Annotated in this window: 20 protein-coding genes, 1 tRNA gene and 2 rRNA genes (1 of these 23 cut by a window edge); 11 read left to right on the top strand and 12 right to left on the bottom strand. The window is 66.3% G+C overall.

Annotation, left to right across the window (positions count from 1 at the left end):
• The 3 genes from FG95_RS14015 to FG95_RS14005 form a co-directional block, all read left to right on the top strand.
• Nucleotides 1–652 (top strand): 23S ribosomal RNA (locus FG95_RS14015); it begins 2,139 nt to the left of the window's first position.
• 115 nt (nucleotides 653–767) lie between these two features.
• A 5S ribosomal RNA gene (gene rrf, locus FG95_RS14010) occupies nucleotides 768–882 on the top strand.
• A gap of 112 nt (nucleotides 883–994) precedes the next feature.
• Nucleotides 995–1,071 (top strand) — tRNA-Met (locus tag FG95_RS14005).
• A gap of 81 nt (nucleotides 1,072–1,152) precedes the next feature.
• Here the strand turns inward: FG95_RS14005 and FG95_RS14000 are convergent.
• Both FG95_RS14000 and FG95_RS13995 read right to left on the bottom strand, forming a co-directional pair.
• The gene (locus FG95_RS14000; protein WP_037556695.1) at nucleotides 1,153–2,445 is read right to left on the bottom strand and encodes an Hsp70 family protein; all 1,293 of its coding nucleotides are present in this window, start codon (nucleotides 2,443–2,445) and stop codon (nucleotides 1,153–1,155) included.
• Between the two features lie 71 nt (nucleotides 2,446–2,516).
• Nucleotides 2,517–3,149 carry a TetR/AcrR family transcriptional regulator gene (locus FG95_RS13995; RefSeq protein WP_235211566.1) on the bottom strand — a complete coding sequence of 211 codons (633 nt, stop codon included), beginning with the start codon at nucleotides 3,147–3,149 and terminating at the stop codon, nucleotides 2,517–2,519.
• Between the two features lie 65 nt (nucleotides 3,150–3,214).
• Here FG95_RS13995 and FG95_RS13990 point away from each other — a divergent pair, with 65 nt between their 5' ends.
• Genes FG95_RS13990 through FG95_RS13980 form a run of 3 tightly spaced genes read left to right on the top strand, consistent with a single transcriptional unit; the run spans nucleotide 3,215 to nucleotide 7,360 of the window.
• Nucleotides 3,215–4,642, top strand: coding sequence for an efflux transporter outer membrane subunit (locus FG95_RS13990; protein ID WP_037556694.1), 1,428 nt, complete (start codon nucleotides 3,215–3,217; stop codon nucleotides 4,640–4,642).
• Complete coding sequence (locus FG95_RS13985; protein WP_152567656.1) at nucleotides 4,639–5,805, top strand: HlyD family secretion protein; 1,167 nt, start codon at nucleotides 4,639–4,641, stop codon at nucleotides 5,803–5,805. Before FG95_RS13990 ends, FG95_RS13985 begins: the two co-directional genes overlap by 4 nt.
• Before the next feature lie 4 nt (nucleotides 5,806–5,809).
• Nucleotides 5,810–7,360: a DHA2 family efflux MFS transporter permease subunit gene (locus tag FG95_RS13980; protein WP_037556692.1), complete on the top strand. Its 1,551-nt coding sequence runs from the start codon at nucleotides 5,810–5,812 to the stop codon at nucleotides 7,358–7,360.
• A 16-nt stretch (nucleotides 7,361–7,376) separates the two neighbouring features.
• Here FG95_RS13980 and FG95_RS13975 read toward each other — a convergent pair whose 3' ends face one another.
• On the bottom strand, nucleotides 7,377–7,799 hold the full coding sequence (locus FG95_RS13975) for a VOC family protein (protein WP_037556691.1): 423 nt from the start codon (nucleotides 7,797–7,799) through the stop codon (nucleotides 7,377–7,379).
• Nucleotides 7,800–7,878: 79 nt separating this feature from the next.
• On the opposite strand from FG95_RS13975, the gene FG95_RS13970 reads away from it, so the two are divergent.
• The 3 genes from FG95_RS13970 to FG95_RS13960 all read left to right on the top strand — a co-directional run bounded on the left by FG95_RS13970 (nucleotide 7,879) and on the right by FG95_RS13960 (nucleotide 11,572).
• Nucleotides 7,879–9,762, top strand: coding sequence for an ABC-F family ATP-binding cassette domain-containing protein (locus FG95_RS13970; protein ID WP_037556690.1), 1,884 nt, complete (start codon nucleotides 7,879–7,881; stop codon nucleotides 9,760–9,762).
• Nucleotides 9,763–9,926: 164 nt separating this feature from the next.
• Nucleotides 9,927–11,030 (top strand): 4-hydroxyphenylpyruvate dioxygenase, encoded by a 1,104-nt coding sequence (gene hppD, locus FG95_RS13965; RefSeq protein WP_037556689.1) that lies wholly within the window; start codon nucleotides 9,927–9,929, stop codon nucleotides 11,028–11,030.
• A complete protein-coding gene (locus tag FG95_RS13960; protein WP_037556688.1) occupies nucleotides 11,027–11,572 on the top strand; it encodes a VOC family protein in 546 nt (181 codons plus the stop codon). Before hppD ends, FG95_RS13960 begins: the two co-directional genes overlap by 4 nt.
• Before the next feature lie 37 nt (nucleotides 11,573–11,609).
• Here the strand turns inward: FG95_RS13960 and FG95_RS13955 are convergent, their stop codons facing one another.
• Nucleotides 11,610–12,263 (bottom strand): YqaA family protein, encoded by a 654-nt coding sequence (locus tag FG95_RS13955; protein WP_037556699.1) that lies wholly within the window; start codon nucleotides 12,261–12,263, stop codon nucleotides 11,610–11,612.
• Nucleotides 12,264–12,477: 214 nt separating this feature from the next.
• Nucleotides 12,478–12,834, bottom strand: coding sequence for a UrcA family protein (locus tag FG95_RS13950; RefSeq protein ID WP_081933162.1), 357 nt, complete (start codon nucleotides 12,832–12,834; stop codon nucleotides 12,478–12,480).
• A 222-nt stretch (nucleotides 12,835–13,056) separates the two neighbouring features.
• Here FG95_RS13950 and FG95_RS13945 point away from each other — a divergent pair, with 222 nt between their 5' ends.
• On the top strand, nucleotides 13,057–15,435 hold the full coding sequence (locus FG95_RS13945) for a BTAD domain-containing putative transcriptional regulator (protein ID WP_161786560.1): 2,379 nt from the start codon (nucleotides 13,057–13,059) through the stop codon (nucleotides 15,433–15,435).
• Here the strand turns inward: FG95_RS13945 and purH are convergent.
• Both purH and FG95_RS13935 read right to left on the bottom strand, forming a co-directional pair.
• Complete coding sequence (purH, locus tag FG95_RS13940; RefSeq protein WP_037556685.1) at nucleotides 15,407–16,999, bottom strand: bifunctional phosphoribosylaminoimidazolecarboxamide formyltransferase/IMP cyclohydrolase; 1,593 nt, start codon at nucleotides 16,997–16,999, stop codon at nucleotides 15,407–15,409. The genes FG95_RS13945 and purH overlap by 29 nt on opposite strands.
• Before the next feature lie 83 nt (nucleotides 17,000–17,082).
• Nucleotides 17,083–18,105 (bottom strand): phytase, encoded by a 1,023-nt coding sequence (locus tag FG95_RS13935; protein WP_037556684.1) that lies wholly within the window; start codon nucleotides 18,103–18,105, stop codon nucleotides 17,083–17,085.
• Between the two features lie 183 nt (nucleotides 18,106–18,288).
• Between FG95_RS13935 and FG95_RS13930 the strand changes: the two genes are divergently transcribed.
• A complete protein-coding gene (locus FG95_RS13930) occupies nucleotides 18,289–20,646 on the top strand; it encodes a TonB-dependent receptor plug domain-containing protein (protein WP_037556683.1) in 2,358 nt (785 codons plus the stop codon).
• A 277-nt stretch (nucleotides 20,647–20,923) separates the two neighbouring features.
• Here FG95_RS13930 and FG95_RS13925 read toward each other — a convergent pair whose 3' ends face one another.
• The 5 genes from FG95_RS13925 to FG95_RS13905 form a co-directional block, all read right to left on the bottom strand.
• Nucleotides 20,924–22,702, bottom strand: a complete 1,779-nt coding sequence (locus FG95_RS13925; protein ID WP_037556681.1) for a heparinase II/III family protein — start codon at nucleotides 22,700–22,702, stop codon at nucleotides 20,924–20,926.
• A 3-nt stretch (nucleotides 22,703–22,705) separates the two neighbouring features.
• Complete coding sequence (gene rpe, locus FG95_RS13920) at nucleotides 22,706–23,377, bottom strand: ribulose-phosphate 3-epimerase (protein ID WP_037556680.1); 672 nt, start codon at nucleotides 23,375–23,377, stop codon at nucleotides 22,706–22,708.
• A gap of 84 nt (nucleotides 23,378–23,461) precedes the next feature.
• Nucleotides 23,462–23,704 (bottom strand): hypothetical protein, encoded by a 243-nt coding sequence (locus FG95_RS13915; RefSeq protein WP_037556678.1) that lies wholly within the window; start codon nucleotides 23,702–23,704, stop codon nucleotides 23,462–23,464.
• A gap of 1 nt (nucleotide 23,705) precedes the next feature.
• Nucleotides 23,706–23,909, bottom strand: coding sequence for a hypothetical protein (locus FG95_RS13910; protein ID WP_037556677.1), 204 nt, complete (start codon nucleotides 23,907–23,909; stop codon nucleotides 23,706–23,708).
• Between the two features lie 9 nt (nucleotides 23,910–23,918).
• Nucleotides 23,919–24,821, bottom strand: a complete 903-nt coding sequence (locus tag FG95_RS13905) for an SPFH domain-containing protein (RefSeq protein ID WP_037556675.1) — start codon at nucleotides 24,819–24,821, stop codon at nucleotides 23,919–23,921.
• Nucleotides 24,822–25,000 lie beyond the last annotated feature (179 nt).

The raw sequence follows: 25,000 nt of genomic DNA, 5'->3' as shown, positions 1-25,000 counted from the left end.
TGTGGCGGGTAGTTTGACTGGGGCGGTCGCCTCCTAAAGAGTAACGGAGGCGCGCGATGGTAGGCTCAGGACGGTTGGAAACCGTCTGTTAGAGTGCAATGGCATAAGCCTGCCTGACTGCGAGACTGACGAGTCGAGCAGAGACGAAAGTCGGTCATAGTGATCCGGTGGTCCCGAGTGGAAGGGCCATCGCTCAACGGATAAAAGGTACGCCGGGGATAACAGGCTGATGATTCCCAAGAGCTCATATCGACGGAATCGTTTGGCACCTCGATGTCGGCTCATCACATCCTGGGGCTGGAGCAGGTCCCAAGGGTTTGGCTGTTCGCCAATTAAAGTGGTACGTGAGCTGGGTTCAGAACGTCGTGAGACAGTTTGGTCCCTATCTGCCGTGGGCGTCGAAATTTGAGAGGAGTTGACCCTAGTACGAGAGGACCGGGTTGAACATACCTCTGGTGTACCTGTCGTGGCGCCAGCCGCGCAGCAGGGTAGCTATGTATGGACGGGATAACCGCTGAAAGCATCTAAGCGGGAAGCCTCCCTCAAGATAAGATTTCTTAGAGCCGTGGAAGACCACCACGTTGATAGATCGGATGTAGAAGCGCGGTAACGCGTGGAGCTAACCGATACTAATTGCTCTATTCGCACTTAAGAGTCCCGCCATCAACGACAAGCCTGACCGGTTTGTCCGTAAATGACGGATGATTGATCAGACAGTATTGCACGGACATCGATTGAAACCCTTTTGACCTACGCCGGCTTCATTGCTTGGTGACCATGGCGTCAGTGACCCACCCGATCCCATCTCGAACTCGGCCGTGAAACCTGACAGCGCCGATGGTACTGTGGCTTAAGCCCCGGAAGAGTAGGACGTCGCCAGGCATTGTGGCCGGCGTAAGGTCGAAACGGAAACCCATTCACAAAGTTAGAGGCCGGCAGCGATGCCGGCCTTTTGCTGTTTCGGCGATCGCCTTGGGCGATCGCGATTGGTTGACGCGGGATGGAGCAGCCCGGTAGCTCGTCAGGCTCATAACCTGAAGGTCGTAGGTTCAAATCCTACTCCCGCAACCATCAAAAAGCCCGCTTTCCTCATGGGATAGCGGGCTTTTTTGCGTCCGGAGGCGGCGTGTTTGACCGGCGGGATGATCCGCGTCAGGCGGCCCATTCGGCGGGGTCGGATTCCTCTCCGATCAGCGCAAGGCCATGCGCGATCGAGGTGAGTTCGCCGCCGGTGGCGATGCGTTCTTCGCCGAAGCGACGTTCGAACAACGCGCGGATCGCGGGGATCAGCGACGATCCTCCCGTCAGAAAGACGCGGTCGATCGCATCGGACGACACCGCCGCGCGCACCAGCGCCCGGTCCATCGCGGCTTCGATCCGCGTTAGGTCGTCGGCAATCCATCGCTCGAAATCGGCGCGGCGGACGTCGGCGCCAATCTCGATCCCGCCGCCGGCGAAATGAAATTCGGCGTGCTCGCTGCTCGACAGCGCGCGCTTGAGCTTGCCGACCGCGTCGTAGAGCGGGAAACCCTGCTCATGCTCGGTCAGCGCGATCATCCGGCCGATCAGATCGGGGCGCTCGGCGTCGCGTTGCAGGCGGCGGATTTCGTCGAGCGTCCGCCGGTTGCGCATCATCGCGAGCCGCGACCAGTCGCCGAAATCGGCGAAATAGCCGCCGGGGATCTCGAGAATCTTGTCGAACGACCGATAATGGCTGCCCTTGCCGAGCAAAGGCAACACGAGCCGGTCGACGATGCGATAATCGAAGCGGTCGCCGGCGATCCCGATCCCCGACGAGGCGAGCGGCACGCAGCGGCGCGGGCTCCCCGGCTCCGCCACGCGCACGATCGAGAAGTCGGTGGTGCCGCCGCCGAAATCGGCGACGAGGATCGTCGCGGGCTGGGTCAGCCGCGAGGCATAGCTGTGCGCGGCGCCGAGCGGCTCGTGAACATAGAAGATTTCGGTACCGAACGCCGCGAGCATCGCGTCGTAACGCTGGCGCGCGAGCTCGGGATCGGGCCGCGCGCCCGCATATTCGACCGGGCGCCCGACGACGATCCGCCGCGGCCGCTCGTCGAGCGCTCCCCCGGCATGCGCGACAAGGCGCTGGAGGAACAGCCGGCCCATATCCTCGAAACGGAAGGGCTTGTTGAAGATCATCGCGCGCTCGAACAGCGGGCTTGCCGCAACGCTCTTGAACGACTGGATGAAGCGGCTGTCGAGCGGCGACTGGAGATATTCGTCGATCGCCCACGGGCCCGCTTCGTGCGCGATGCCATTCCAGCCGCGCTCCTCTTCCCAGAAGCAGAGCGCAGAGCGGAATACCGCATCGCCCGCTTCGCCGAATTCGACGAGTTCGGTCCCGCCGCGTCCGTCGGCCAGCGCGACGACGCTGTTCGTCGTGCCGAAATCGAGGCCGAGCGCGCTCGCGGCCGCCTTGTCCATGACATGCTCCTGTGATGATGGGGATCCCTCGCGGGGCGGCGCCTATTGCACAGCACGGTCCATCGAGCAATTCAGACGTCGGGCTTCCAAGCGCGATAGAAGGCGTCGACCGCGGCATCGACATCGTCCTGCAGGCGCGCAAGGTCGCGGCTTTCGGGCAGGTTGAGCATCGCGAACTGATAAAGGCCCGACTGGCAAAGCCCTGTGAATTGCTGCACCGCGCGCATCGGGTCGCCCATCCTCAGCTCGCCGCGCACCATTTTTTCGCCGACCCACACCGCCGCGCGCGCCTTTCCGCGGCGCGGGCCGCGTTCGTAGAAGGTTTCGGCGAGGTGCGGAAAGCGCTCGGCCTCGCCGACGACGAGGCGGAAGAGCGACAGGATCGGCGTCGCGGTCAGCTTGGTCATCAGCAAATTGCCGAAGACGCGCAGGACATCGGACACCGGCTCGTCGAGCGGCAGCTCGATCGCGAGCGCATCGCCATATTGCGCGACGATATCGTCGACCACCGCCGCGAACAGTTCCTCCTTCGACGGGAAATAGGTCCAGAGCGTCGTCTTCGATCCGCCGACCTTGCTCGCGATCGACGACATCGTGGTGCCCGCATAGCCGTTCGCGAAGAACAGCTCGCGCGCCGCGTCGACGAACGCCTTGCGCCGCGCGGCGGCCGCGTCGTCGAGGGCAGGCGTACTATCTGGTATCATTTCGATTGACAACGCATCCTCCGAAGTCCATTTGCGCATGATACCAGCTAGTATCGTTGGAAGCCATGCCCCGATCATTATTTGTTACAACCGCTGTTTTCAGCCTGTTAGCCGGCTGCGCTAGCGTTCCCGACCTTGGCCCGAAACCGGTCGCGGCCGCGCCCGAGTCGTTCGAGTCGGCGACGAGTTTCGCCGAAACCAACGGCGAATGGCCGGTCGAAGGCTGGTGGCAGAGCTTTGGCGATGCTGAGCTCGATGCGCTGATCACCGAGGGGATCGCGGGTTCGCCCGATGTCGCGATCGCCGCGGCGCGCGTGCGTGCAGCCGAGGCCATGGCGCAACAGGCGGGGGCGGCGCTACTCCCGCGCGCCGGTGCCGAGGCAAGCGCGGGCGGCGTCCAGCAGAGCAAGAATATGGGCATTCCGCCCCAGTTCGTTCCCGACGGTATTCAGGACACCGGCCACATCGCCGCGACCTTCAGCTTCGATCTCGACCTGTGGGGCAAGAACCGCGCCGCACTCGCTGCAGCGACGTCGGAGGCCGAGGCCGCGCGCGTCGATGCGGCGCAGGCGCGGCTGATGCTCACGACCGGGATCGCCGCCGCTTATGTGGATCTCGCGGGCTATTATCAGGCGCTCGATGTCGCGAACGAGGCGGTGCGCGTCCGCACCGCGAGCGCCAACCTGTCGGGCGAGCGCGCCCGCGCGGGGATCGAGAATCAGGCGAGCCAGCGGCAGGCCGAAAGCCGCGCCGCCTCGTCGCGCGCCGACGTCGTCGCGCTCGAGGAAGCGATCGCGACGACGCGCAACCGGATCGCCGCGCTGCTCGGCGCCGGGCCCGATCGCGGGCGTGCGATCGACCGGCCGCGGCTGACGCGACCCGCGCTCGGCCTTCCTGCGAATGCGGGGATCGACCTGATCGGCCGCCGTCCCGACATCGTCGCGGCGCGCTTGCGCTCCGAAGCCGCGGGGAAGCGCATCGACGTCGCGCGCGCCGATTTCTACCCCAATATCAGCCTCTCGGCGCTCGTCGGCTTGCAATCGCTCGGCCTTTCGAACCTGTTCAGCTCGGGGTCCGAATATGGCAATGGCGGCGCGGCGATCAGCCTGCCGATCTTCGAGGGCGGCCGATTGCAGGGCCGCTATCGCGGGGCGCGCGCCGATTACGACGCGGCGGTCGCGACCTATGACCGCACGCTGATCGGCGCGCTGCGCGATGTCGCCGACATCGTCGCGAGCCGCGCCGCGACGACGCGCCAGCTCGCCGGGCGGCGCGAGGCGCTCGCCGCCGCCGCCGAAGCGTCGAAACTCGCCGGGCTGCGCTATCGCGCCGGCCTCTCCAACCAGATCGAACAACTGACCGCCGAGGACAGCATGGTCGCGCTCGACCGCGCGGTCGCCGAGCTCGAGGCGCGGCAGCTTTCCCTCGACATCGCCCTGATCCGTGCGCTTGGCGGCGGCTATCGGGCAAGCAATCCAACAGGAGACGAATGATGGCCGACGAAACGGCTGCGACCGAAACCGGCGCTCCCGAAACCTCTCCCGAAACCGCGGACAGCCAACCCAATGGCGCGAAGCGCAAGAAGCTGCTCCGCATCCTCGCGCTCGCCGTCGTGACGATCGCGATCCTGTGGGGGCTCTGGTATTTCATCACCCAGGCCGGGCGCGTCCACACCGACAATGCCTATGTCGGCGCCGATTCGGCGCAGGTCACCGCGCTCATCGCGGGCCCGGTGAAGGAAGTCCGCGTCAGCGGCACGCAGGCGGTGAAGAAGGGCGACATCCTCGTCATCCTCGACGACGCCGACCAGCGCATCGCCGTGGCCGATGCCGAGGCAGCGCTGCGCCTCGCGCGCCAGCGCTACGGCCAGGCCGATGCGAACGCCGACGCGGCGCGCGCGCGCGTTGCGGCGCGCGGCGCCGATATCGCACAGGCCAGGGCGCGGCTGCGCGATGCCAATGCGACGGTCGAACGCGCGCGCGCCGAACTGGCGCGGCGCGAAAGCATTGCCGGCACCGGCGCGGTGTCGGGCGAGGAACTGACCGCGGCGCGCGCGGCGCTGGCTTCGGCGAGCGCGGCGCGCGACCTCGCGGCGGCGGGCATCGCCTCGGCCGAAGCGACGCGTGGATCGGCGAGCGGCGACCTTGGCGCCGCCGAAGCGGTGGTACGCGGGACGACGATCGACACCGCTCCCGATGTGGCGGCTGCCGAAGCGCGGCTCGAAAAGGCGAAGCTCGACCTTGCGCGCACCGTTCTGCGCGCGCCGGTCGACGGCATCGTCACCAACCGGCAGGTGCAGGTGGGGCAACGGATCGCCGCGGGCGCGCCGATCATGGTCATCGTTCCGGTCGCGACCGCTTATGTCGACGCCAATTTCAAGGAAAGCCAGTTTGGCGACATCCGGATCGGCCAGCCGGTCGAGCTGACCTCGGACTATTATGGCGGCGACGTCGTCTATCGCGGCAAGGTGGTCGGCATCGCCGGCGGCACCGGCGCCGCCTTCTCGCTGATCCCCGCGCAGAACGCCACCGGCAACTGGGTGAAGGTGGTGCAGCGCCTGCCGGTGCGCATCGCGCTCGACCCGAAGCAGCTGAAAGAGCATCCGCTGCGCGTCGGGCTGTCGATGGAAGCTACGATCGACACGCGCGGGAACTGACATCATGGCCAGCGCCGCCATTCCCGCATCCGCGATCCCTGCCGAGCCGCGACCGCTCAGCGGGGTGCGGCTGCTCCTCGCCGCCTTCGCGCTCGCGCTCGCCAATTTCGTCGTCGTGCTCGACACGACGATCGCCAATGTGTCGGTGCCGCATATCGCGGGCGGGCTCGCGGTGTCGCCGACGCAGGGTACATGGGTGATCACCAGCTATGCGGTCGCCGACGCGATCAGCGTGCCGCTCACCGGCTGGCTCGCGATGCGTTTCGGCACCGTGCGCTGGTTCCTCTTCTCGATCATCGGTTTCGGCGTCTTCTCGCTGCTCTGCGGGGTATCGCAGACCCTCGACGCGCTCGTTATCTTCCGCATCCTGCAGGGCCTTTCGGGCGGTCCGCTGATGCCGCTGTCGCAAATCCTGCTGTTGCGCATCTTCCCCAGGGAAAAGGCGGGTATCGCGCTCGCGATCTGGGCAATGACGACGACGACGGCGCCGATCCTCGGGCCGATTCTCGGCGGGACGATCAGCGACAATTGGAGCTGGCACTGGATATTCTTCATCAATCTGCCCGTCGTCGCGATCTGCTTCTTCGGCGTCGCGAGCCTGCTCCGGCCGTTCGAGACCAGGCGCGCCAAGGCGCGGATCGACATGATCGGGCTGATCCTGCTCATCCTCTCGGTCGGCGCCTTCCAGTTGATGCTCGACACGGGGCGCGAGCATGACTGGTTCGAATCGAGCTGGATCGTGACGCTCGCGATCGTCTCCGCGATCGCCTTCGCCGCCTTCGTCATCTGGGAACTCACCGACGCCAATCCCGTCGTCGACCTGCGCGTCTTCCGTTTCCGCGGATTCAGCTTCGCGACGATCGCGATCTCTCTGGGTTTCGGCGCCTTCTTCTCACAGGTCGTGCTGACGCCTTTGTGGTTGCAGCAGGTCGCGGGCTATACCGCGACCGAGACGGGCTATATCGTCGCGTGGATCGGCGTGTTCGCCGTGCTGCTCTCGCCCGTCGCGGCCGGGTTGATCGGCAAGATCGACATCCGCATCTCGATCAGCGCCGGCATCCTGTGGATGGCGTTCGTCTCGATCCTCCGCGCGAGCTGGAACGCCGACGTCGATTATTGGACGCTCGCGCTGCCGCACCTCTTGCAAGGGATGGGCATGCCCTTTTTCTTCGTCGGGCTGACCGCGCTCGCGCTGTCGAGCGTGCCGGCAAAGGACCAGACCTCGGCGGCGGGGCTGATGAGCTTCCTGCGCACCCTCTCGGGCGCGATCGGCACCGCGGTCGCGACGAGCGCGTGGGATAGCCAGAACCGCGTCGCGCGATCCGAAATCGTGTCGGGCATGAACGATACCGCGGGGGCGATGGACCTGCTCCAGCGTGCCGGGCTCACGCTCGAACAGGCGCGCGCCGCGATCGAACGGATGGTCGAGGTGCAGGCCTCCACCATCGGCGTGCTCCACCTGTTCCTGGCGGCGGGCGTCGTCTTCGTGATCGCCGCCATTTCGGTGTGGTGCGCGCCGCTGCCCAAGCAGGTCTCGATGGGGGCATCGCACTAGGGCGCAGCGGCGTTGGCTATCGGGCGAAAAGCAGGCTCAAATCGGCGAACGCCTTGAATTCGAGCGCATTGCCCGCGGGATCGTGGAAGAACATCGTCGACTGCTCGCCCGGCTGGCCGGCAAAGCGCGTGTGCGGTTCGATCACGAATTCGGTTCCCGCCGCCCTCAGCCGCTCGGCGAGCGCCTCCCATTCGGCGGGCGGCAGCACGACGCCGAAATGCGGCACCGGCACGTCATGCCCGTCGACCGGATTATGCGCGGGCCGCGGGCGCGGCGTGTCGACGCGGTGTGCGACGATCTGGTGGCCGTAAAGGTTGAAGTCGATCCAGTCGGCGTCGCTCCGCCCCTCGGCGCAGCCGAGTACGGTGCCATAAAAATGCCGCGCGGCGTCGAGGTCGTCGACCGGAAAGGCGATGTGAAAGGGGGCGAGGTCGGCCATGTCCCGTCTTTGCCGCACATGCACTGCGAATGCCAGCGCGGGCTTGGGCCACGGCGCCGAACATGCTAGGCGCGCGCGCATGCTGACGATCAATGGCCTCACCGTGCGCCTCGGCGGGCGCACCATCCTCGACCGCGCGGGCGCCAGCCTGCCGGGCAAAAGCCGCACGGGCCTGATCGGCCGCAACGGCGCGGGCAAGTCGACGCTGATGAAGGTGATGATCGGCCAGCTCGAAGCCGACGAGGGCGGCATCGAAATGCCGCGCAAGACGCGCGTCGGCTATATCGCGCAGGAAGCGCCGAGCGGGACCGCGACGCCGTTCGAAACCGTGCTCGCCGCCGACACCGAACGCGCCGAGCTGCTCGCCGCGTCGGAGGTCGAGCAGGACGCGCACAAGCTCGGCGACATCCACGAACGGCTGATCGCGATCGACGCCTATGCCGCGCCCGCGCGCGCCGCGCGGATACTCATCGGATTGGGCTTCGACGAGGCGATGCAGGGCCAGCCGCTCGACAGCTTTTCGGGCGGATGGAAGATGCGCGTCGCGCTCGCGGCGCTGCTCTTCTCGAACCCCGACCTCTTGCTGCTCGACGAGCCGTCGAACCACCTCGACCTCGAAGCGACGATGTGGCTCGAAAGCTTCCTCCGCGCCTATCCGGGGCAGCTCGTCGTGATCAGCCACGAACGCGACCTTTTGAACAATGTCGTCGACCATATCCTTCACCTCGAAGGCGGCAAGATCACGCTCTACCCCGGCGGCTATAATGATTTCGAGCGCCAGCGCGCCGAACGCATCGCGCAGCTCGCCGCCGCCAAGGCCGCGCAGGATGCGCAGCGCGCCAAGCTGCAGGATTATGTCGCGCGCAACAGCGCGCGCGCCTCGACCGCGAAACAGGCGCAGTCGCGCGCCAAGCAACTCGCGAAGATGCAGCCGATCGCCGCGGTCGCCGAGGATCCGAGCCTCGTCTTCGACTTCCCGAGTCCCGACGAGCTTAAGCCGCCGCTCATCACGCTCGACCTCGCCAGCGTCGGCTATACGCCGGGCGAGCCGATCCTGACGCGCCTCAACCTCCGCATCGATCCCGACGATCGCATCGCGCTCCTCGGCCGCAACGGCAACGGCAAGACCACGCTCGCGCGCCTGCTCGCGGCGCAGCTCGCGCCGATGGACGGCGCGATGGCGGCGTCGGGCAAGATGCGCGTCGGCTATTTCACCCAATATCAGGTCGAGGAACTCGACGGCGCCGACACGCCGCTCGGCCATATGACGCGCGTGATGGCGGGCAAGACGCCGGGCGCGGTGCGCGCGCAGCTCGGGCGCTTTGGCTTCACCGGCAACAAGGCGACGACCGAGGTCGGCAAGCTGTCGGGCGGCGAACGCGCGCGGCTCGCGCTCGCGCTGATCACGCGCGACGCGCCGCACCTCCTCATCCTCGACGAGCCGACCAACCACCTCGACGTCGACGCGCGCGAGGCGCTGGTGCAGGCCTTGAACGGCTTCGACGGCGCGGTGCTGATCGTCAGCCACGACCGCCACATGCTCGAGCTCACCGCCGACCGGCTCGTGCTTGTCGACAATGGCACCGCGCGCGACTTCGACGGCAGCATGGACGATTATGTCGCCTTCATTTTGGGCAAGGGCGCGGCGAACGACGATGTCAGGGGCGCGCCGGCGAAATCGAGGGACGCGAAGTCGGCGCGGCAGGAAGCCGCGAAAGCACGCGAGGCGCAGGCGGCGCTGCGCAAGACTGCCAAGGATCACGAAGCGCAGGCCGAAAAACTGAACAGGCAAATCTCGGCGATCGACCGCGCGATGTTCGACCCCGCGAGCGCCGAACCCGCGCTGGCCAAGCTGACGATGGGTGACCTCGCGCAGCGCCGCGGCAAGGTCGCGGCCGAGCTGGAGCGCGTCGAAGCGGCGTGGATGGAGGCACTCGAGGCGATCGAGGAAGCGGCGGCATAATCCCACAATTACGTCATCCCGGCGAAGGCCGGGATTCGCCGGATCGTGACAATGCGAGGTCGGGATCCCGGCCTTCGCCGGGGTGACGGGAGTGCTCCAGCATTGACTCCCGCCCCGCATTCCATCATACTAGTTTCAATTGAAACTATATGGGGAATGCAAAAATGGCCGACCTGTTCGAAAATCCGCTGGGTCTCGACGGCTTCGAATTCGTCGAATTTTCGGCGCCCGAAAAGGGCATTCTCGAACCGGTGTTCGAACGCATGGGCTTCACCCGCATCGCGCGCCACCGCTCGAAGCAGGTCGAACTGTGGCGCCAGGGCGGGATCAACCTGATCGCCAATTACGAACCCAAATCGCCCGCCGCCTATTTCGCCGCCGAGCATGGCCCGTCGGCGTGCGGCATGGGTTGGCGCGTGCGCGATGCCGCCAAAGCCTATGCCGAGGCGATCGAGCGCGGCGCCGAGCCGGTCGAGGTCAAGACCGGCCCGATGGAACTGCGCCTCCCCGCGATCCGCGGCATCGGCGGCTCGATCATCTACCTCATCGACCGCTACGAAGGGAAAAACGAGGAGGGCGACCTTTCGATCTACGACATCGATTTCGTCTATGAGGAAGGCGTCGACCGCCATCCGGTCGGCGCGGGGCTGCAGGTCATCGATCACCTGACGCACAATGTCTACGGCGGCCGCATGGCGCACTGGGCCGCTTTCTACGAGCGCATCGCGGGCTTCCGCGAGATCCGCTATTTTGACATCAAGGGCGAATATACCGGCCTCACCTCGAAGGCGATGACCGCCCCCGACGGCAAGATCCGCATTCCGCTGAACGAAGAGGGCGCCGGCGGCGGCGGCCAGATCGAGGAATATCTGCGCGCCTATAATGGCGAGGGTATCCAGCACATCGCCTTTGCCTGCGACGATCTCTACGCCGCGTGGGACAAGCTCAAGGACTATGGCAACCCCTTCGCGCCGGCCCCGCCCGAAACCTATTACGAATTGCTCGCCGAGCGCCTGCCCGGCCACGGCGAACCCGTCGACGAACTCAAATCGCGCGGCCTGCTGCTCGACGGTTCGACGACCGAGGGCGACCCGCGCCTCCTGCTCCAGATCTTCGGCCAGACCGTGATCGGCCCCGTCTTCTTCGAGTTCATCCAGCGCAAGAAGGACGAAGGTTTCGGCGAGGGCAATTTCACCGCGCTCTTCAAGTCGATGGAACTCGACCAGATCCGCCGCGGCGCGCTCAATGTCGAGGAACCCGCCGAATGACGAGCCCGATCAAATTGGGCGGCGTCCACCACGCCGCCTATCGCTGCCGGGATGCGAAGGAGACGGTCGACTGGTACGAGCGCATGCTCGGCATGACCTACACGACCGCTTTTGCCGAGGATCATGTGCCCTCGACCGGCGAGTACGACCCCTACATGCACGTCTTCCTCGACGCGGGGAACGGCAACATCCTCGCCTTTTTCGAGCTGCCGAACCAGCCCGACATGGGCCGCGACGAGAATACGCCCAAATGGGTCCAGCATCTCGCGTTCAAGGTGGGCAGCTATGACGAGCTGGTCGCCGCGAAGGAACATCTGACCGCGAACGGCATCGACGTGCTCGGCCCGACGCATCACGGCATCTTCAAGTCGATCTATTTCTTCGACCCCAACGGCCACCGCGTCGAACTGGCGTGCGACATCGGCACCGACGAGCAATATGCCGAATTGAAGCGCGTCGCGCCGCTGATGCTCGAGGAATGGAGCCAGACGAAAAAGGCCCCGCGCCACGCCGACTGGCTGCACCAGGCGGCGAACGAGTAGTTTGATCCCCTCCCGCAAGCGGGAGGGGAGAAAAGGGCTACTTCCGATCGAGCCCGATGCTTTCCAGCGTCGCGCCGCTGCATTTGTCGGCGGCCTTCGCCTCGCCGTCGCCCGACAGCGCGCCGATCGCGAGGAAGCCCGCGACCACCGCGACCAGAAATGCGCCGGTGACCCAGATCAGATATTTGTCGATGAACGCCTTGATCGGCGCCCCGAACAGCCGGAACAAAATCCCGACGAGCATGAAGGAAAAGGCCCGGCTGGCGAGGCTCGCCCACAGGAAGGTCCAGAAGCTCATGTGGATGAAGCCGGCGGTGATCGTCAGCAGCTTGAACGGGATCGGCGTCGCGCCTTTGATCAGGATGATCTCGGCGCCATATTCGCGGAGATAGCAGGCGGCCGGCGGAAAGGCGTCGGTCAGCCCGAGCGCGCCGAGCAGCGCCAATCCGACGCTTTCATAGAGGAAGAAGCCGATCAGATAGCCGAGCATCCCGCCCGCGACCGAGGCGAGCGTGCATATGATCGCATAGCGCACCGCCTTTTGCGGATTGGCGAGGCACATCAGCCCCAGCATCGGATGCGGCGGAATCGGAAAGAAGCTCGCTTCGATGAAGGAGACCAGCGCCAGCCAGACCTCAGCGTGCGGATGCGCGGATTTCTCCATGGTCCAGTTGTAGAGATTCTGGATCATGGACTTGTTGCGGGGTGTGGCGGTCATGCGGGTCCTTGTCGGCGCGGGGTCGCCCCCTATGCCGCCCGCGTCCCGCAAAGTCGAGCCGAAGCCTGCGGTGCCCAAACCGAAAACGCCGGGACCGTCCGCGAACGGCCCCGGCGCGGCTCCTGCCAGTGACGGGAGCAAGGGACATCGCCCGCGTCCGCGCCATCGGCGAGGGACGCGGAAAGGATCAGGGGCGCGAGATCATGATCGCGCTGGCGACGGCGATCGGCGCGCCGCCTTTCGCGGCGGCAATGATGTCCCGGCCGACATCGCGGCCCCGCGACAGGGCGCTGCGGAAGCAACGGTTGGTGGCCATTTCGCGCACGGTGTTTTCAAATTCGGGCCGGACGTCGCACACCGACCGCGCCGCGGCGCGCAGCCGGCTGTCGAGACGCGCCAGGCCGCTTTCGCTGTCGAGGTTGAGGTCGCCATAGCCGACTTTCACTACCTTGACTTCGCCCGCGGGGGCGGTCGCCACGATCGGTTGGGAAAATGCGGGTGCCGCGCCGAGCAGGAACAGGGGCAGAGCCATAAGGATACGCATCGAATCACTCCCTTCATTCGATCCCAGCCGAAAGGCAGCTGCGGATGCGACGGAAGTAGCGGGAGTACGTGCTGGCCAACGTGAGGCGATCGTCAATTCCGTATTAAAAATGCGTCAAATTCCATAACGTTGAAATTTACTGTTCGTTGGTTCGTTAAAAACATGCTATTTCCGTCTTCGGGAAAACATACGGCCGCATCCCTCGACTCAGGAGGTCGCGCCGTGAATTCTGCATGCGCCAAAAACGAGCGCTCTGCCCTCGCCGCTACACCGATCTTGCGGCTGATCGGCGATTTCGCCGTCGAGCCGGCCGATCTTTCTCCCACCGGCCGCAAGGCGCGTGCGCTTCTGGCGCGGCTCGCGCTTGCCGATGCGCCGCTCGCGCGCGACCGGCTCAGCGCGCTTCTCTGGAGCCGCCGTCCCGATGCGCAGGCGCACGCCAGCCTGCGCCAATGCCTCGTCGAACTGAAATGCTGGACGCGTGCGTCGCCGCCGCTGCTGCGCGCCGATCGCGAGACCGTCGCTATCGATCATACGCAAGTCGCCGACGATATTTCGCTACTGCACGCCGCGTGCGCGGTGGACGACGTCGCCGTGGTCCTGACCCGGCTGCCCGCGCACGACGTCGGGTTGCTTGCCGATCTCGACGGCATCGACGAGGCGTGGGACGACTGGCTCGCGGTCGAGCGGGCGCGGCAGGGCGAAGCGATCGTTCGCGAGGTGCTCGCCATGGCGGAAAGGCGGCTGCAGGCGGGCGATGTCGAACGGGCGCTCGCAGTAGCGGACAAGGTGACGCGCTTCGATCCGTGCAGCGAACATGCGGCGCGGCTGGTGATGAGCGCGCGCTGGGCGGCGGGTGACGGCGACGGCGTGCGTCACGCCTGGCAGCGGATCGAGGATGCGCTCGCTCGCGGAATCGACGGCAAACCTTCGGTCGAAACCGCCGAACTGTATCGACACCTGTCGGCGCGACCCTGTCCGCCCGACGACCTTCACCCGGTCGCCCACACCGCCGCCCGCCCGACCGCAACGCCCGCGATGGCGGCCGATCCGGACGCCAGACTGTCGCCGCAGCGCGCGCTGTTCCTCGGCCTCGCCGCGCTGGCGCTCGCGCTGACGGGCGCCGATGCGCCGCGGTCGCGATCCGCGGTCGCTGCATTCGATGCGCCGGTGGTCCGCGTCGAACCGATCGAACTTCGCGGCAATGATCCGGTCGAGGATCGTTTTGCCGATGCGCTGGCCGGCGATTTCGCCCGCTTTGCCAAGGCGTCGAGGGGCGCGGTCCGTGTCCTCGACACAAAGGTGGCGGGACGCGCGGGCGATTTCGTCGTCCGCGTCGCGATCGAGCGCGGCGGCAGGCAGTTCGTCAGCGAGTCGCGGATCGTCGACAGTCTGGACGGGTCGATCCTGTGGTCGAGCCGGTTCGCGGCACCCGCCGACGATCTCAGCCGGCTGCGCGAACGCACCGCGCTCGCGGTTGCCGGACTGGTCAATTGCGCACTGACGCTGAACGGCCGGAACGACCTGCTCGCGGCCGATACCGACCGGCGATCGCTGATCTTTGCGATCTGCGACGCTGACACGGCTTACGATGCCCCCCGCGCCATCCGGCTGATGGAGGAGCTGGTTCGGCGCTGGCCGGGGGACCCCGACACGCTGGGATTGCTGGCGCAGGTCCGCGTCAAGCATCTCTCGCACGAGATGGATCCCGCCAAATGGCGCGTGGAGCGCGCAAAGGTGATCGACACGGCACGCCGCGCGCTGGCGATCGATCCCGAAAATGCCCCCGCGCTGACGGCACTGTCGCAGACGGGCGGTGGCGAGTTGTTCATGGTCGAAGGGCTGCCGCTGCTCGATCGCGCGCTGGCGATCGACCCCGAATATCCGGCCGCGCTGATGACGAACGCGGTGGGTCTGTTCCAGGCCGGTTATGTTCAAGCCGGCGTCGCCCCCGCCGAACGCGCCGCGCGGGCCGATCCGACGTCGATCTACAAGGCGCTCGGGGTGGTCCGGCGCCATGCCGCCGCCGGGAAGATGCGCGATGCGATGGAGCGGTTCGCCGAAGTGGAAGCGATCTGGCCGGGGCATCCCGACCTCGCGGAGCATCGCCGCCGTCTTGCGGTTGAACTCGGCCGGAGCGAGGCGGCCGAAATCTATCGCGTCGCGGCGGCCGAGGAGCGGCGCGAATTCGACATGCTGCTCGTGCGCCAAATTGCCGATCCGTCGATCGACTCGCGCGAGGTGGACGCGGCGGCCGAGGCCGAATTTGCGCGCTATCCGTCGACCGCCTATGCGATGGCCGCGCATTTCACCCGGCTCGGTGATCTGCCGAAAGCGCTCTCGTGGCTGGCGCGCGCACCGATCCGCAAGACCGACGGCCAATGGTCGCTTCTCTATTGGCCGTCGGTCGCGCCGCTGCGGCGCGATCCGCAGTTTTTTGCGAAGATGGCGCGGATCGGGCTGGTCGATTTCTGGCGGCGCCACGACCGCTGGCCTGACTTTTGCAGCGAGCCGGGATTGCGGTACGACTGCAAAAGCGAAGCCGAGCGGCTGGTGCGCCTCGGGCGTTCCGTCAGTGGCGGAAGTGCCGCATCCCGGTGAACACCATCGCGAGCCCGGCTTCGTTCGCCGCCGCGATCACCTCGTCGTCGCGGATCGAGCCGCCCGGCTGGATCACGCAGGTCGCGCCCGCCTCGACCGCGGCGAGCAGGCCGTCGGCGAAGGGGAAGAAAGCGTCGCTCGCGCCCGCGCTGCCGACGGTGCGGGCCTCGGCCCAGCCATGCGATTCGGCGGCTTCGCGCGCCTTCACCGCGGCGATGCGCGCGCTGTCGCGGCGGTTCATTTGCCCCGCGCCGATGCCCGCGGTCGAGCCGCCCTTGGCATAGACGATCGCGTTCGACTTCACATGCTTGGCGACGGTCCACGCGAACAGCGCGTCGGTCAGCTCTTCCTCGGTCGGCGCACGGTCGGTGACGACCTTGAGGTCACCCACCCCAATTCGGCCATTGTCGCGGCTCTGCGCGAGCCAGCCGCCGGCGATCGTCTTCATCATCAGCCTGCCGCGCGCCGGATCGGGCAACTCGCCCGTCAGCAGCAGGCGAAGGTTCTTCTTCTTCGCGAACACCGCGCGGGCGTCGGCGTCGGCGTCGGGGGCGCAGACGACTTCGGTGAAAATGCCGCTGATCAGCTCGGCGGTCGCACCGTCGAGCGGGCGGTTGACCGCGATGATCCCGCCGAACGCCGACACATCGTCACACTTCAGCGCCGCGTCATAGGCCTCGGCGATCGTCGCGGCGGTCGCGACGCCGCACGGGTTGGCGTGCTTGACGATGACGCAGGTCGGGTTCGCCTCGCGGAATTCGGCGACGAGTTCGAGCGCGGCGTCGGCGTCGTTGATATTGTTGTAGCTGAGTTCCTTGCCCTGCACCTGTTCGGCCTGCGCGATCCCGCGCGCGGCGGGGCCGGCGGGCAGGTAGAGCGCTGCCTGCTGGTGCGGATTCTCGCCATAGCGCAGCTCGTTCGCGAGCTTGGCGGTCAGCGGCAGCGTGTCGGGGAACATCTTGCCCTGGTCGGCAAAGGCGAACCATTGCGCGATCATGCTGTCATAGGTCGCGGTGTGCGCAAAGGCGGTCGCGGCGAGCCGCTTGCGAAGGGCGAGGGTGGTGGCGCCGCCGTTCGCGTCCATCTCGGCGATCACCGCCGCATAATCCTCGGGCTCGGTGACGATATTGACGAAGGCGTGATTCTTCGCCGACGAACGCACCATCGCGGGGCCGCCGATGTCGATATTCTCGATGATCTCGTCGCGCGCGGCACCCTTCGCGACCGTCGCGGCGAAGGGGTAGAGATTGACCACCACCAGATCGATCGCGCCGATGCCATGCTCCTCCATCGACGCGACATGCGCCGCGTCGTCGCGCACCGCGAGGATGCCGCCATGCACCGTCGGGTGCAAAGTCTTGACGCGGCCGTCCATCATCTCGGGAAAGCCGGTGAGGTCCGACACGTCGAGAACCTCATGGCCCGCTTCGCGCAGCGCTTTCGCGGTGCCGCCGGTCGAAACCAGCCCGACGCCGTGGCGGACGAGCGCGGCGGCAAGCTCGGCGAGCCCCGCCTTGTCGCTGACGGACAGCAAGGCGCGGCGGACGGGAATCAGGTCGGTCATGGGAAGGCGGCCTTTGCAGGGATGGGAAAGACGCCGCCGCCCTAGGCGCGCGACGCCCGTATCGCAACCCCGCGAGGCGGTTTTTAAAGCCCCAGCGCCGCCGCAATCCGGTCCCAGCGCACCAGCTTGAAATTCTGCGCCAGCGCGCCGTTGTCGCCGTCTTGCGCCAGAAAGATTCCATCGGGATAGGCCGGGCCGAAATTCCCCGCGACCGCTTCGATCCCGTCGGTCTCGCTCGTCGCGCCGAACGCGCCCGCCGCGACCGCGAAGCGCCCGACATACTCCACGCCGGGCAGACGGAAGACCGCATAGGCGTTATCGCCCTGGCTCGACGCGATCAGATAGCGCCGGCCCTTGTGGTCGATCGTCGCGAGGCCTTCGACGTCGGCGACGAGGCGCCGATTGTCGACCGGCGCGACCAAACGTGCGATCGCCGCGTTGCCGTTCGGCTTCAATTCCCAGATGCCGCCGTCCTCCTCGCCGACATAGAGCGTGTCGCCGTCGAAGACGCAGCCTTCGGACTGGGTCGCGATCTTATGCTCCCACTGCACGGTGAAGCCCGGTGTGCCGTCGATTGCGAGCGTGCCGACGCGCACGCTGCCGTCCTTGACGATCAGCGCCGCGGTGATCGGCTGCCCGGGCGCGCTTTTCTTGAGGCAGAGGCCATAGGCTTCGCCCGTGCCTGCGGCGGCGCGGCCGAGCGGCACGATCGCGGGCCCCTCCGCGTCGAGGCGGAACACCGCGAGATGCGCGTTCACTCCGTCGTTGCGGTCGCTCGCGACGATGATGTCGCCCGCGACATCGACATTGTTGACGAGGCCCGCCTGCGTGAAGGCGACGTCCTTGCCGGTCAGGTCATAGACGTGCAGCCCCGCCTTCTTGTCGGTCGCGACGATCAGCGCGCGGTTGGGGTTGGCGGGATCGATCCAGATCGCCGGATCGTCGGCGGCGTCGGCGCGGTTGGTGCCCACGGGCTGCGTCTCGCCGCTCGCGGTGACCGGCACGGGCGGCAGGCCGCTGATCATCGGGGCGCCCGCTGCGCAGCCGGCGAGCGAGGACGCAAAAACGAGCGAGGTCAAAAGCTTCCAGTTGCCGGTCGCGGCCATGACGATTCCCCCTGTTTCCCGACCGCGGACACGCGGTGCGCCCGGCCCCGTTCCAGTAAAGTCCCGCCGCGTCAATCCCACAATATTTCCGTCACTTAACTGTCATCGACTGGTCACATCACACGCGGCAAACTGTCACATGACCTCCCTAGAGGCCCGGCAACCATCAAGGGGGTCTACGATATGATTCGCACGTTCAGCCTGCATTCCGCCGCCGCTTTCGCTCTTGCCGCGGCGCTGGCCGCCGCCCCCGCCGCCGCGCAGGACGCGCCGATCCCGGTCGCCGAAGAGGATCGCGGCGACGGCCCGATCACGACCTCGCAGGAAATCGTCGTGCTCGGCAGCGTCGGCTACCGCAACCGCACCGAAGAGGCCGAGCCCGTCCTTTCGTACGACAGCGAGTTTTTTCAGCGTTTCGAGCCACTGACAGCAGGAGACGCGCTGAAGCGCGTGCCGTCGGTGACCTTCCTGTCGGACGTCATCGAAAGCGACGGCGCGCGGCTCCGCGGCCTGTCGCCCGGCTATACGCAAATATTGATCAACGGCGAGCGCGTGCCCGGCACGAACAACGACCGCAGCTTCTTTATGGATCGCATCCCCGCCGAGCTGATCGACCGGGTCGAGATCGTCCGTTCGTCGTCGGCACGTCGCACCGGCGACGCGGTCGCGGGCACGATCAACATCCAGCTTCGCGACGGCTATGAACTTGACGGCGGTTATGTTCGCGCGGGCGCGCTCTATTTCGACGATGAGGAACTCGAACCGAGCCTCGGCCTCGTTTATGGCGGCGCGGTCGGCCCCGGCCGCCTGCTCGTCGGCCTCAATCTTCAGGGGCGTCACAACCCCAAGCGGAAAAGCTCGCTCCGTTACGGCGATTCGCCCGAGAACAATCCCGATTTCGCGGTCGACGATTTCGACAATCGCGAGGATCAGATCGACACGCGCGACGGCAAGGATTATTCGGCGAACGCGACCTATGAGATCGACGGTGAAACCACCGATTTCCGCATCTCGGGCTTTTATGTCCGGACCGACCGCACCGAAACCGAGCGCAGCTTCGAATATGACGACCCGACCGCGATCACCGGTCCGCTGCCCGCCGGCAACCTGATCAGCGACAACAGCAATGTGAACGAGATCGATCAGGAAAATTACAGCATCGACGCCAAATTGTCGCACGAATGGACGCTCGGCAAAACCGCGCTGAAGGTCGGTTTCGCCCGCTTCGACGACAAGCAGCGCGAGACCGAGAATGAGATCGATTTCGACGTCGATTTCGACGACGGCGAAGTGCCGGTGTTCGAGCAGGTCTTCACCGCGACCGACATCGTCGACAAGGAATTCACCGTAAAGCTCGACCATGAAATCGAGCTCGGCAACGACATCCAGTTCGTCGCCGGCGGCTATTATCAGAAGAAGAAGCGCAATACCGCGATCCTCGACGCCGATAGCGAAGAGGAATTTCCGGGGCTCGAATCGAGCTACGATCAGTTTATCGACAATCCCGACGACCTCGTCCCGCCGTTCGATCCGCTCGAACCCACGACCGGCGGCCTCAACCGCATCGAGGAACGGCGTCTCGACGGTTTCGCGCTGGTGCAGGGCAAATCGGGCGGGCTGAAATGGGAAGCGGGTATCCGCTATGAAACGACGAAACTCGACATCGTCGATTTCAGCGATCCCGACGATATTCTGGCGGTCGACAATGATTATGAAAAATGGCTGCCGTCGGCGTCGATCAAGTTCGACCTGACGCCGCGCGACCGCATCACCGCGTCGGTCGCGCGCACCAACCGCCGCCCCGACTTCAACTATATCTCGCCCGCATTGCTCGAAGAGGAAGTCGGCGACAGCGACCTGCTCGGCAATCCGTTCCTCGCGCCCGAAATGGCGTGGGGCGTCGATGTCGGCTATGAACGCCGCATCGGCCGCACCGGCGTCGCCGGCATCAACTTCTTCTACCGCGACGTCACCAATCTCATCGAGCTGGTGAACACGGGCGAAGAAGGGTCGGAAGGCGAGGGCACCTTCATTTACCAGCCGCAGAATGTCGGCGACGGCAAGGTTTATGGCGTCGAATTCGACCTGTCGACCGACCTCGGTTTCATCGGCCTGCCCAATACCGGCATCTTCGGCAATGTGTCATGGCTCGACAGCGAGATCACCGACTTCTTCGGCAAGCGCCGCTTCAATGGCCAGTCGGATTATGTCTACAACGTCGGTTTCATTCAGGACGTTCCGAGCTGGGGCGTCGCGTTCGGCGCGACGCACCGCAAGCAGGGCGCGGCCTATGACCGCGTGATCGGCGAGGAAATCCGCACCACCTATGGCGCCGACCTCGAAATCTTCGTTGAAAAGCGGATCGGCGGCAATTTCACGATCCGCGCTGTCGGATCGAACCTGCTGAACGGCAAGAAGCGCGAAGCGTTCAACAAGTTCGACAATCTCGAAGACCAGCTGGCTCGCGATTTCGACGAATATGAGCTCGAAAGCGAAAAGGCGGGCCCCGTTTTCCAGCTGATGGCGCGCTACGCCTTTTGAGGTTCCGACGGCCGGCGCTCAGTCCCTTGGGCGCCGGCCGCGGGACGAAGGAAAAATATCCTCCCTGTGGTGAAGCCATGGGGAGGGGGACCGCCGCCGCAGGCGGTGGTGGAGGGGCCGCGACGGTCGTGCCATGAGCCCCTCCGTCAGCGCTGCGCCGAAGGCGCAGTTTATCCTCAGCACCTGCAAGGCAGTCGAAGGGCGCTGACACCTCCCCATGCCTGCGCGACAGGGAGGGTCAATGGTAACTACCGGCCGATTACCGCCACCATCGCAGCTACCCGATATGCTTGAAGATCCACCCCACGCTCGCGCCGCCCGCAGGCGCATTGCCGGTGACGACGAGCTGTTCGGTCGGGTGCGGGCGGCCTTCGCCGTCGACCCACAGGCTCTGCTCGATTTCGAGCGCGCCTTCGGAGGTGCGGAACTGCCATAGCGGCCCGCCGCCCACGCGCAGCAGCGCGCCCAATTTGTCGGCGGTCAGGCTCGCCGAGATATTCCGTCCGAGGTGAAAGCGCAGGGTGAAGCCCTTGTCGCCCTTGCGCCGCGCGCGCGGGGCGGGGAGCAGCATGTCCTCGCCGCGCAGCTCGCGCCCGTTGGGCGACAGGATCAGCAGGCGCCGGTGGATCAGCCCATGGCGCCGCGCATAGCCGTCGTGGCTCATCTCGACGCGGCTGCCCTGCGGCGTCTCGCGCCGGTCGAGCTCGACCTCGGTCACCCCCTTGCCGAGCGAGCCGTTGGCGAGGATCGCGGTCGAATTGGCGTCGCCCAGCGTCAGCGTCGAATGCGCCGCGGTGGTGCGAAGGCCGCGCGCGAGGTCGGCGGGGATCGTCGCGCCGGTCAGCGCCGCGCCGCCGCAATTGACGACGATGCGCTCGTCGCCATCGCTGAGTTCGAAGGCGAGGGTCGAGGCGCAGCCCGCCTCGGTCACGCGGGCAATGGGGGGAGGCGCCGCGTCGGCGAGCAGCACCACCTTGTTCGCGACGAGCCGCTGGTAGCCCCAGTCGCGCGCCTGCTTCAGCGGCCGCGTGCGCACCCCGCTGGCATTGACGATCGCCTGCACGGTGGCGGCGGAGGTCGCGCCGCTGCCCTGCCAGCTGCCCATGCCGCCGTCGCTATGGACGAGGCCGAGCAGCGCGGGAACCGCGCGCGCGAGCACTTCTTGCACAAAGGGCGGCACCTCGATGCGGCGCATGTCGTATATTTTGGCAAGCATCGACAGCGCCATGATCGCGTCGAGCTGTGCTTGCGGCGAGCGCGAGATATTGCCGCCGTCGGCGTAGAAGCTCGTTTCGAGCACCTTGCGCAGCCCCGCTTCGCCGAAGACCTGCCGCGGCTCGCCGCCGGGCATCAGCAGCGACGCGGCGACGATGCCGACCCACGCGACCATCTGCCCCGTGCCCGGCCGCGTCTTGTCGGCGACGCGGTCGAGGTGGCGCGCGGCGCGCGCGAGATGGTTGAGCACCGCCGAGCGATAGACGAGGTCGCTCGACGAGAGGATCAGCGGCGCGTGCGCGGCCCAGAAGAGGATACGCCATGCCGTATTGTCGGCCTTCCACGCGGGTTCGCTCACCGTCTCGCCATGCGTGCCGAGCCAGTGGCGCACGACGGCTTCGGCGATCGGGGCGCCGTCGGCGCGCGTCCCCGTCGCCGCCAGATCGCGCAGCCACGCGAAGCTGTGCAGATAATCGGCGAAGGTCGGCGCGACCGTCAGCGCGGCGAAGTCGAGTTCGCCGAGCGGCAGCTTGAGCCCGCGGTGCAGGAAATGGCCGGCGCGGATCGCGGTGCCCGCGCGCGTGTCGCCCGGCACCGGGTCGGCCGGCACGCCGAGCAGCTTGAGCGGAAAACGCCCCTTCAGCCGGAAGGCGTGGAGCGGCGTGCGCCAGGTCAGCCGCGTGATCGCATTGGCGACGCGGTCGCCGAGCGACAGCCCCTTGTCGGCGGGCAGGCGGATCAGCCGCTTGCCGGGCTCGATCGTATCGTCGAGCGGCGCGGCGTCGGCACCGGATTCGAGCGGCGGGTCGGCGGGGGCAGAAGTCAGCGGTCTCCCCTCCATTGGTCAGGCCCCGCGCAAGCGCCGGATATTGTCGGCATAAGCCTCTGGCCCGCCCTTGAAGGTCGCGGTGCCCGCAACGAGCACGTCGGCGCCCGCCGATATGGCGAGCGGCGCGGTGCCCGCGTCGATGCCGCCGTCGACCTCGAGCCGGATGTCGCGGCCCGACTTCTCGATCATTTTCCGGACCGCCTCGATCTTGCGAAGCTGGCTCGAAATAAAGCTCTGCCCGCCGAAGCCCGGATTGACGCTCATGATCAGGACGAGGTCGATGTCGTCGATCAGATAGTCGAGCATCTTCGCGGGGGTTGCGGGGTTCAATGACACGCCCGCCTGCTTGCCGAGCGACTTGATGTGCTGGACGGTGCGGTGGATGTGCGGTCCCGCCTCGGGGTGCACGGTGATGATGTCGGCGCCCGCCGCGGCAAAGGCGTCGAGGAAATGATCGACGGGACTGATCATCAAATGGACGTCGAAGGGCAGCGTCGAATGCGGGCGCAGCGCCTTTACCACCGCCGGGCCGATCGTCAGATTGGGCACATAATGGCCGTCCATCACGTCGATATGCACCCAGTCGGCCCCCGCCGTCTCGATCGCGCGCACTTCCTCGCCGAGCTTCGCGAAATCGGCGCTCAGGATCGACGGGGCGATGCGGACGGGGGTGGTGGAGCCGGTCATGGACCGGCCTTAACCATCTAGCGAGTCGGGAGCAAGCGGGCCCGGCGCGCTATCAACAGCAATCGCCAAGAAAATTGACGCGGGCTAGCGCCAGCGCCAGCCGCCTTCGGTGCGGGCGCGATAGATCGGCATCGGCGCGAGCGCGGCCAGCACGATCGCGATCGTCATCGGCACCGGCCGGTCGCGTAGCAGCACGGCGAGCCCTGCGATCAACGCGACATGCAGCGCCATCAGCACCCACCCCTGCCAGGCGATCGGCAGGCCCGTGCCGTAGCCGCGGTTTTTCTGGCGGAACCAGGGACCCTTGCGCATGAACAGGTGCAGCATGTCACTTCTCCTCTTTCGGCGGCCGGCCCCGCTTCGGGACCTCCGACTGCTTGACGCTCACGCCGCGCCGCCCCAGCGCCTCGCGCAGCAATATCTCGATCTCGGCGTTGGCGCTGCGCAATTCGGCGGCGGCCAGCCGCTCGACCGCGGCGTAGAGCGCCGGGTCGAGACGGAGGGCGAAGGCTTTCCTGGCGGACGCGGGCATTGGACAAACTCAGTAGAGCGAACCGGTGTTGACGACGGGCTGCGTGTCGCGTTCGCCGCAGAGGACGACCATCAGGTTCGACACCATCGCCGCCTTGCGCTCGTCGTCGAGGTCGACGACATTCTTCTCCGACAGGTGCGTAAGCGCCATTTCGACCATCGTCACCGCGCCCTCGACCAGCTTCTTGCGCGCCGCGATCACCGCTTCGGCCTGCTGGCGGCGAAGCATCGCACCGGCGATTTCGGGGGCATAGGCGAGGTGGGTGAGCCCGCATTCGTCGACCGTGATTCCGGCGACGTTCAGCCGCTCGATCAGCGCTTTCCTCAGTTCCTCCCCGACCTCGTCATGGTTGCCGCGTAGCGTGACTTCCTGATGCTCGATGTCGTCGTAGGGATAGCGCGAGCCGATCGAGCGCACCGCGGCCTCGATCTGCGCAAGGACGAACTCCTTGTAATCGTCGACGTCGAAAAGTGCCTGCGCGGTGTCGGTGACGCGCCATACGACCTGCGCCGCCATCTCGACCGGGTTGCCGCGTGCGTCGTTGACCTTGATCTTTTCGGAAATGACGTTGTTCGCGCGCACGGCGATCTTCTTGCGCGTCAGCCAGGGCAGCACCCAGCGCAGCCCTTCTTCGCGGTCGGTACCTTTATAGGCGCCGAACAGCTGGATCGCCGCGGCTTCGTTCGGATTGATGAGATAGAAACCGCAGAGAATGAGCGTGCCGACGACGCCCGCAACGACGACGACCACCCATTTCCAGGCGGTCATGACCTCGGCGTTGGCGTTGGTGATCGCGGCCCAGACGGCGACCCCGAGCAGCACCAGCCAGACGAATAGCATCAGATAGCCGCTTTGCGTGGCGGCGCGCGTTTCCCGGCTGCGGTTCAGCGCCGGCGTCCCTGTTTCGAACATCTTTCCCTCCGAATCATTCGATATAATGATGATATCATATTTATATCGAATCGGGCGGAGGTCAATCGGGATTTTGCACGCAGACTGCGGGTGACGGCTTTGGAGTGGGGAGCAGCCGATCCTCCCCCTTGGGGGAGGGGGACCATGCGAAGCATGGTGGAGGGGCACGCGAGGTGTTT

It is taken from the genome of Sphingopyxis sp. LC363 (genome assembly GCF_000756385.1).
In the GTDB taxonomy this organism is placed as follows: Bacteria; Pseudomonadota; Alphaproteobacteria; order Sphingomonadales; family Sphingomonadaceae; genus Sphingopyxis.
This window is presented reverse-complemented; position numbering and strand designations above follow the sequence as displayed.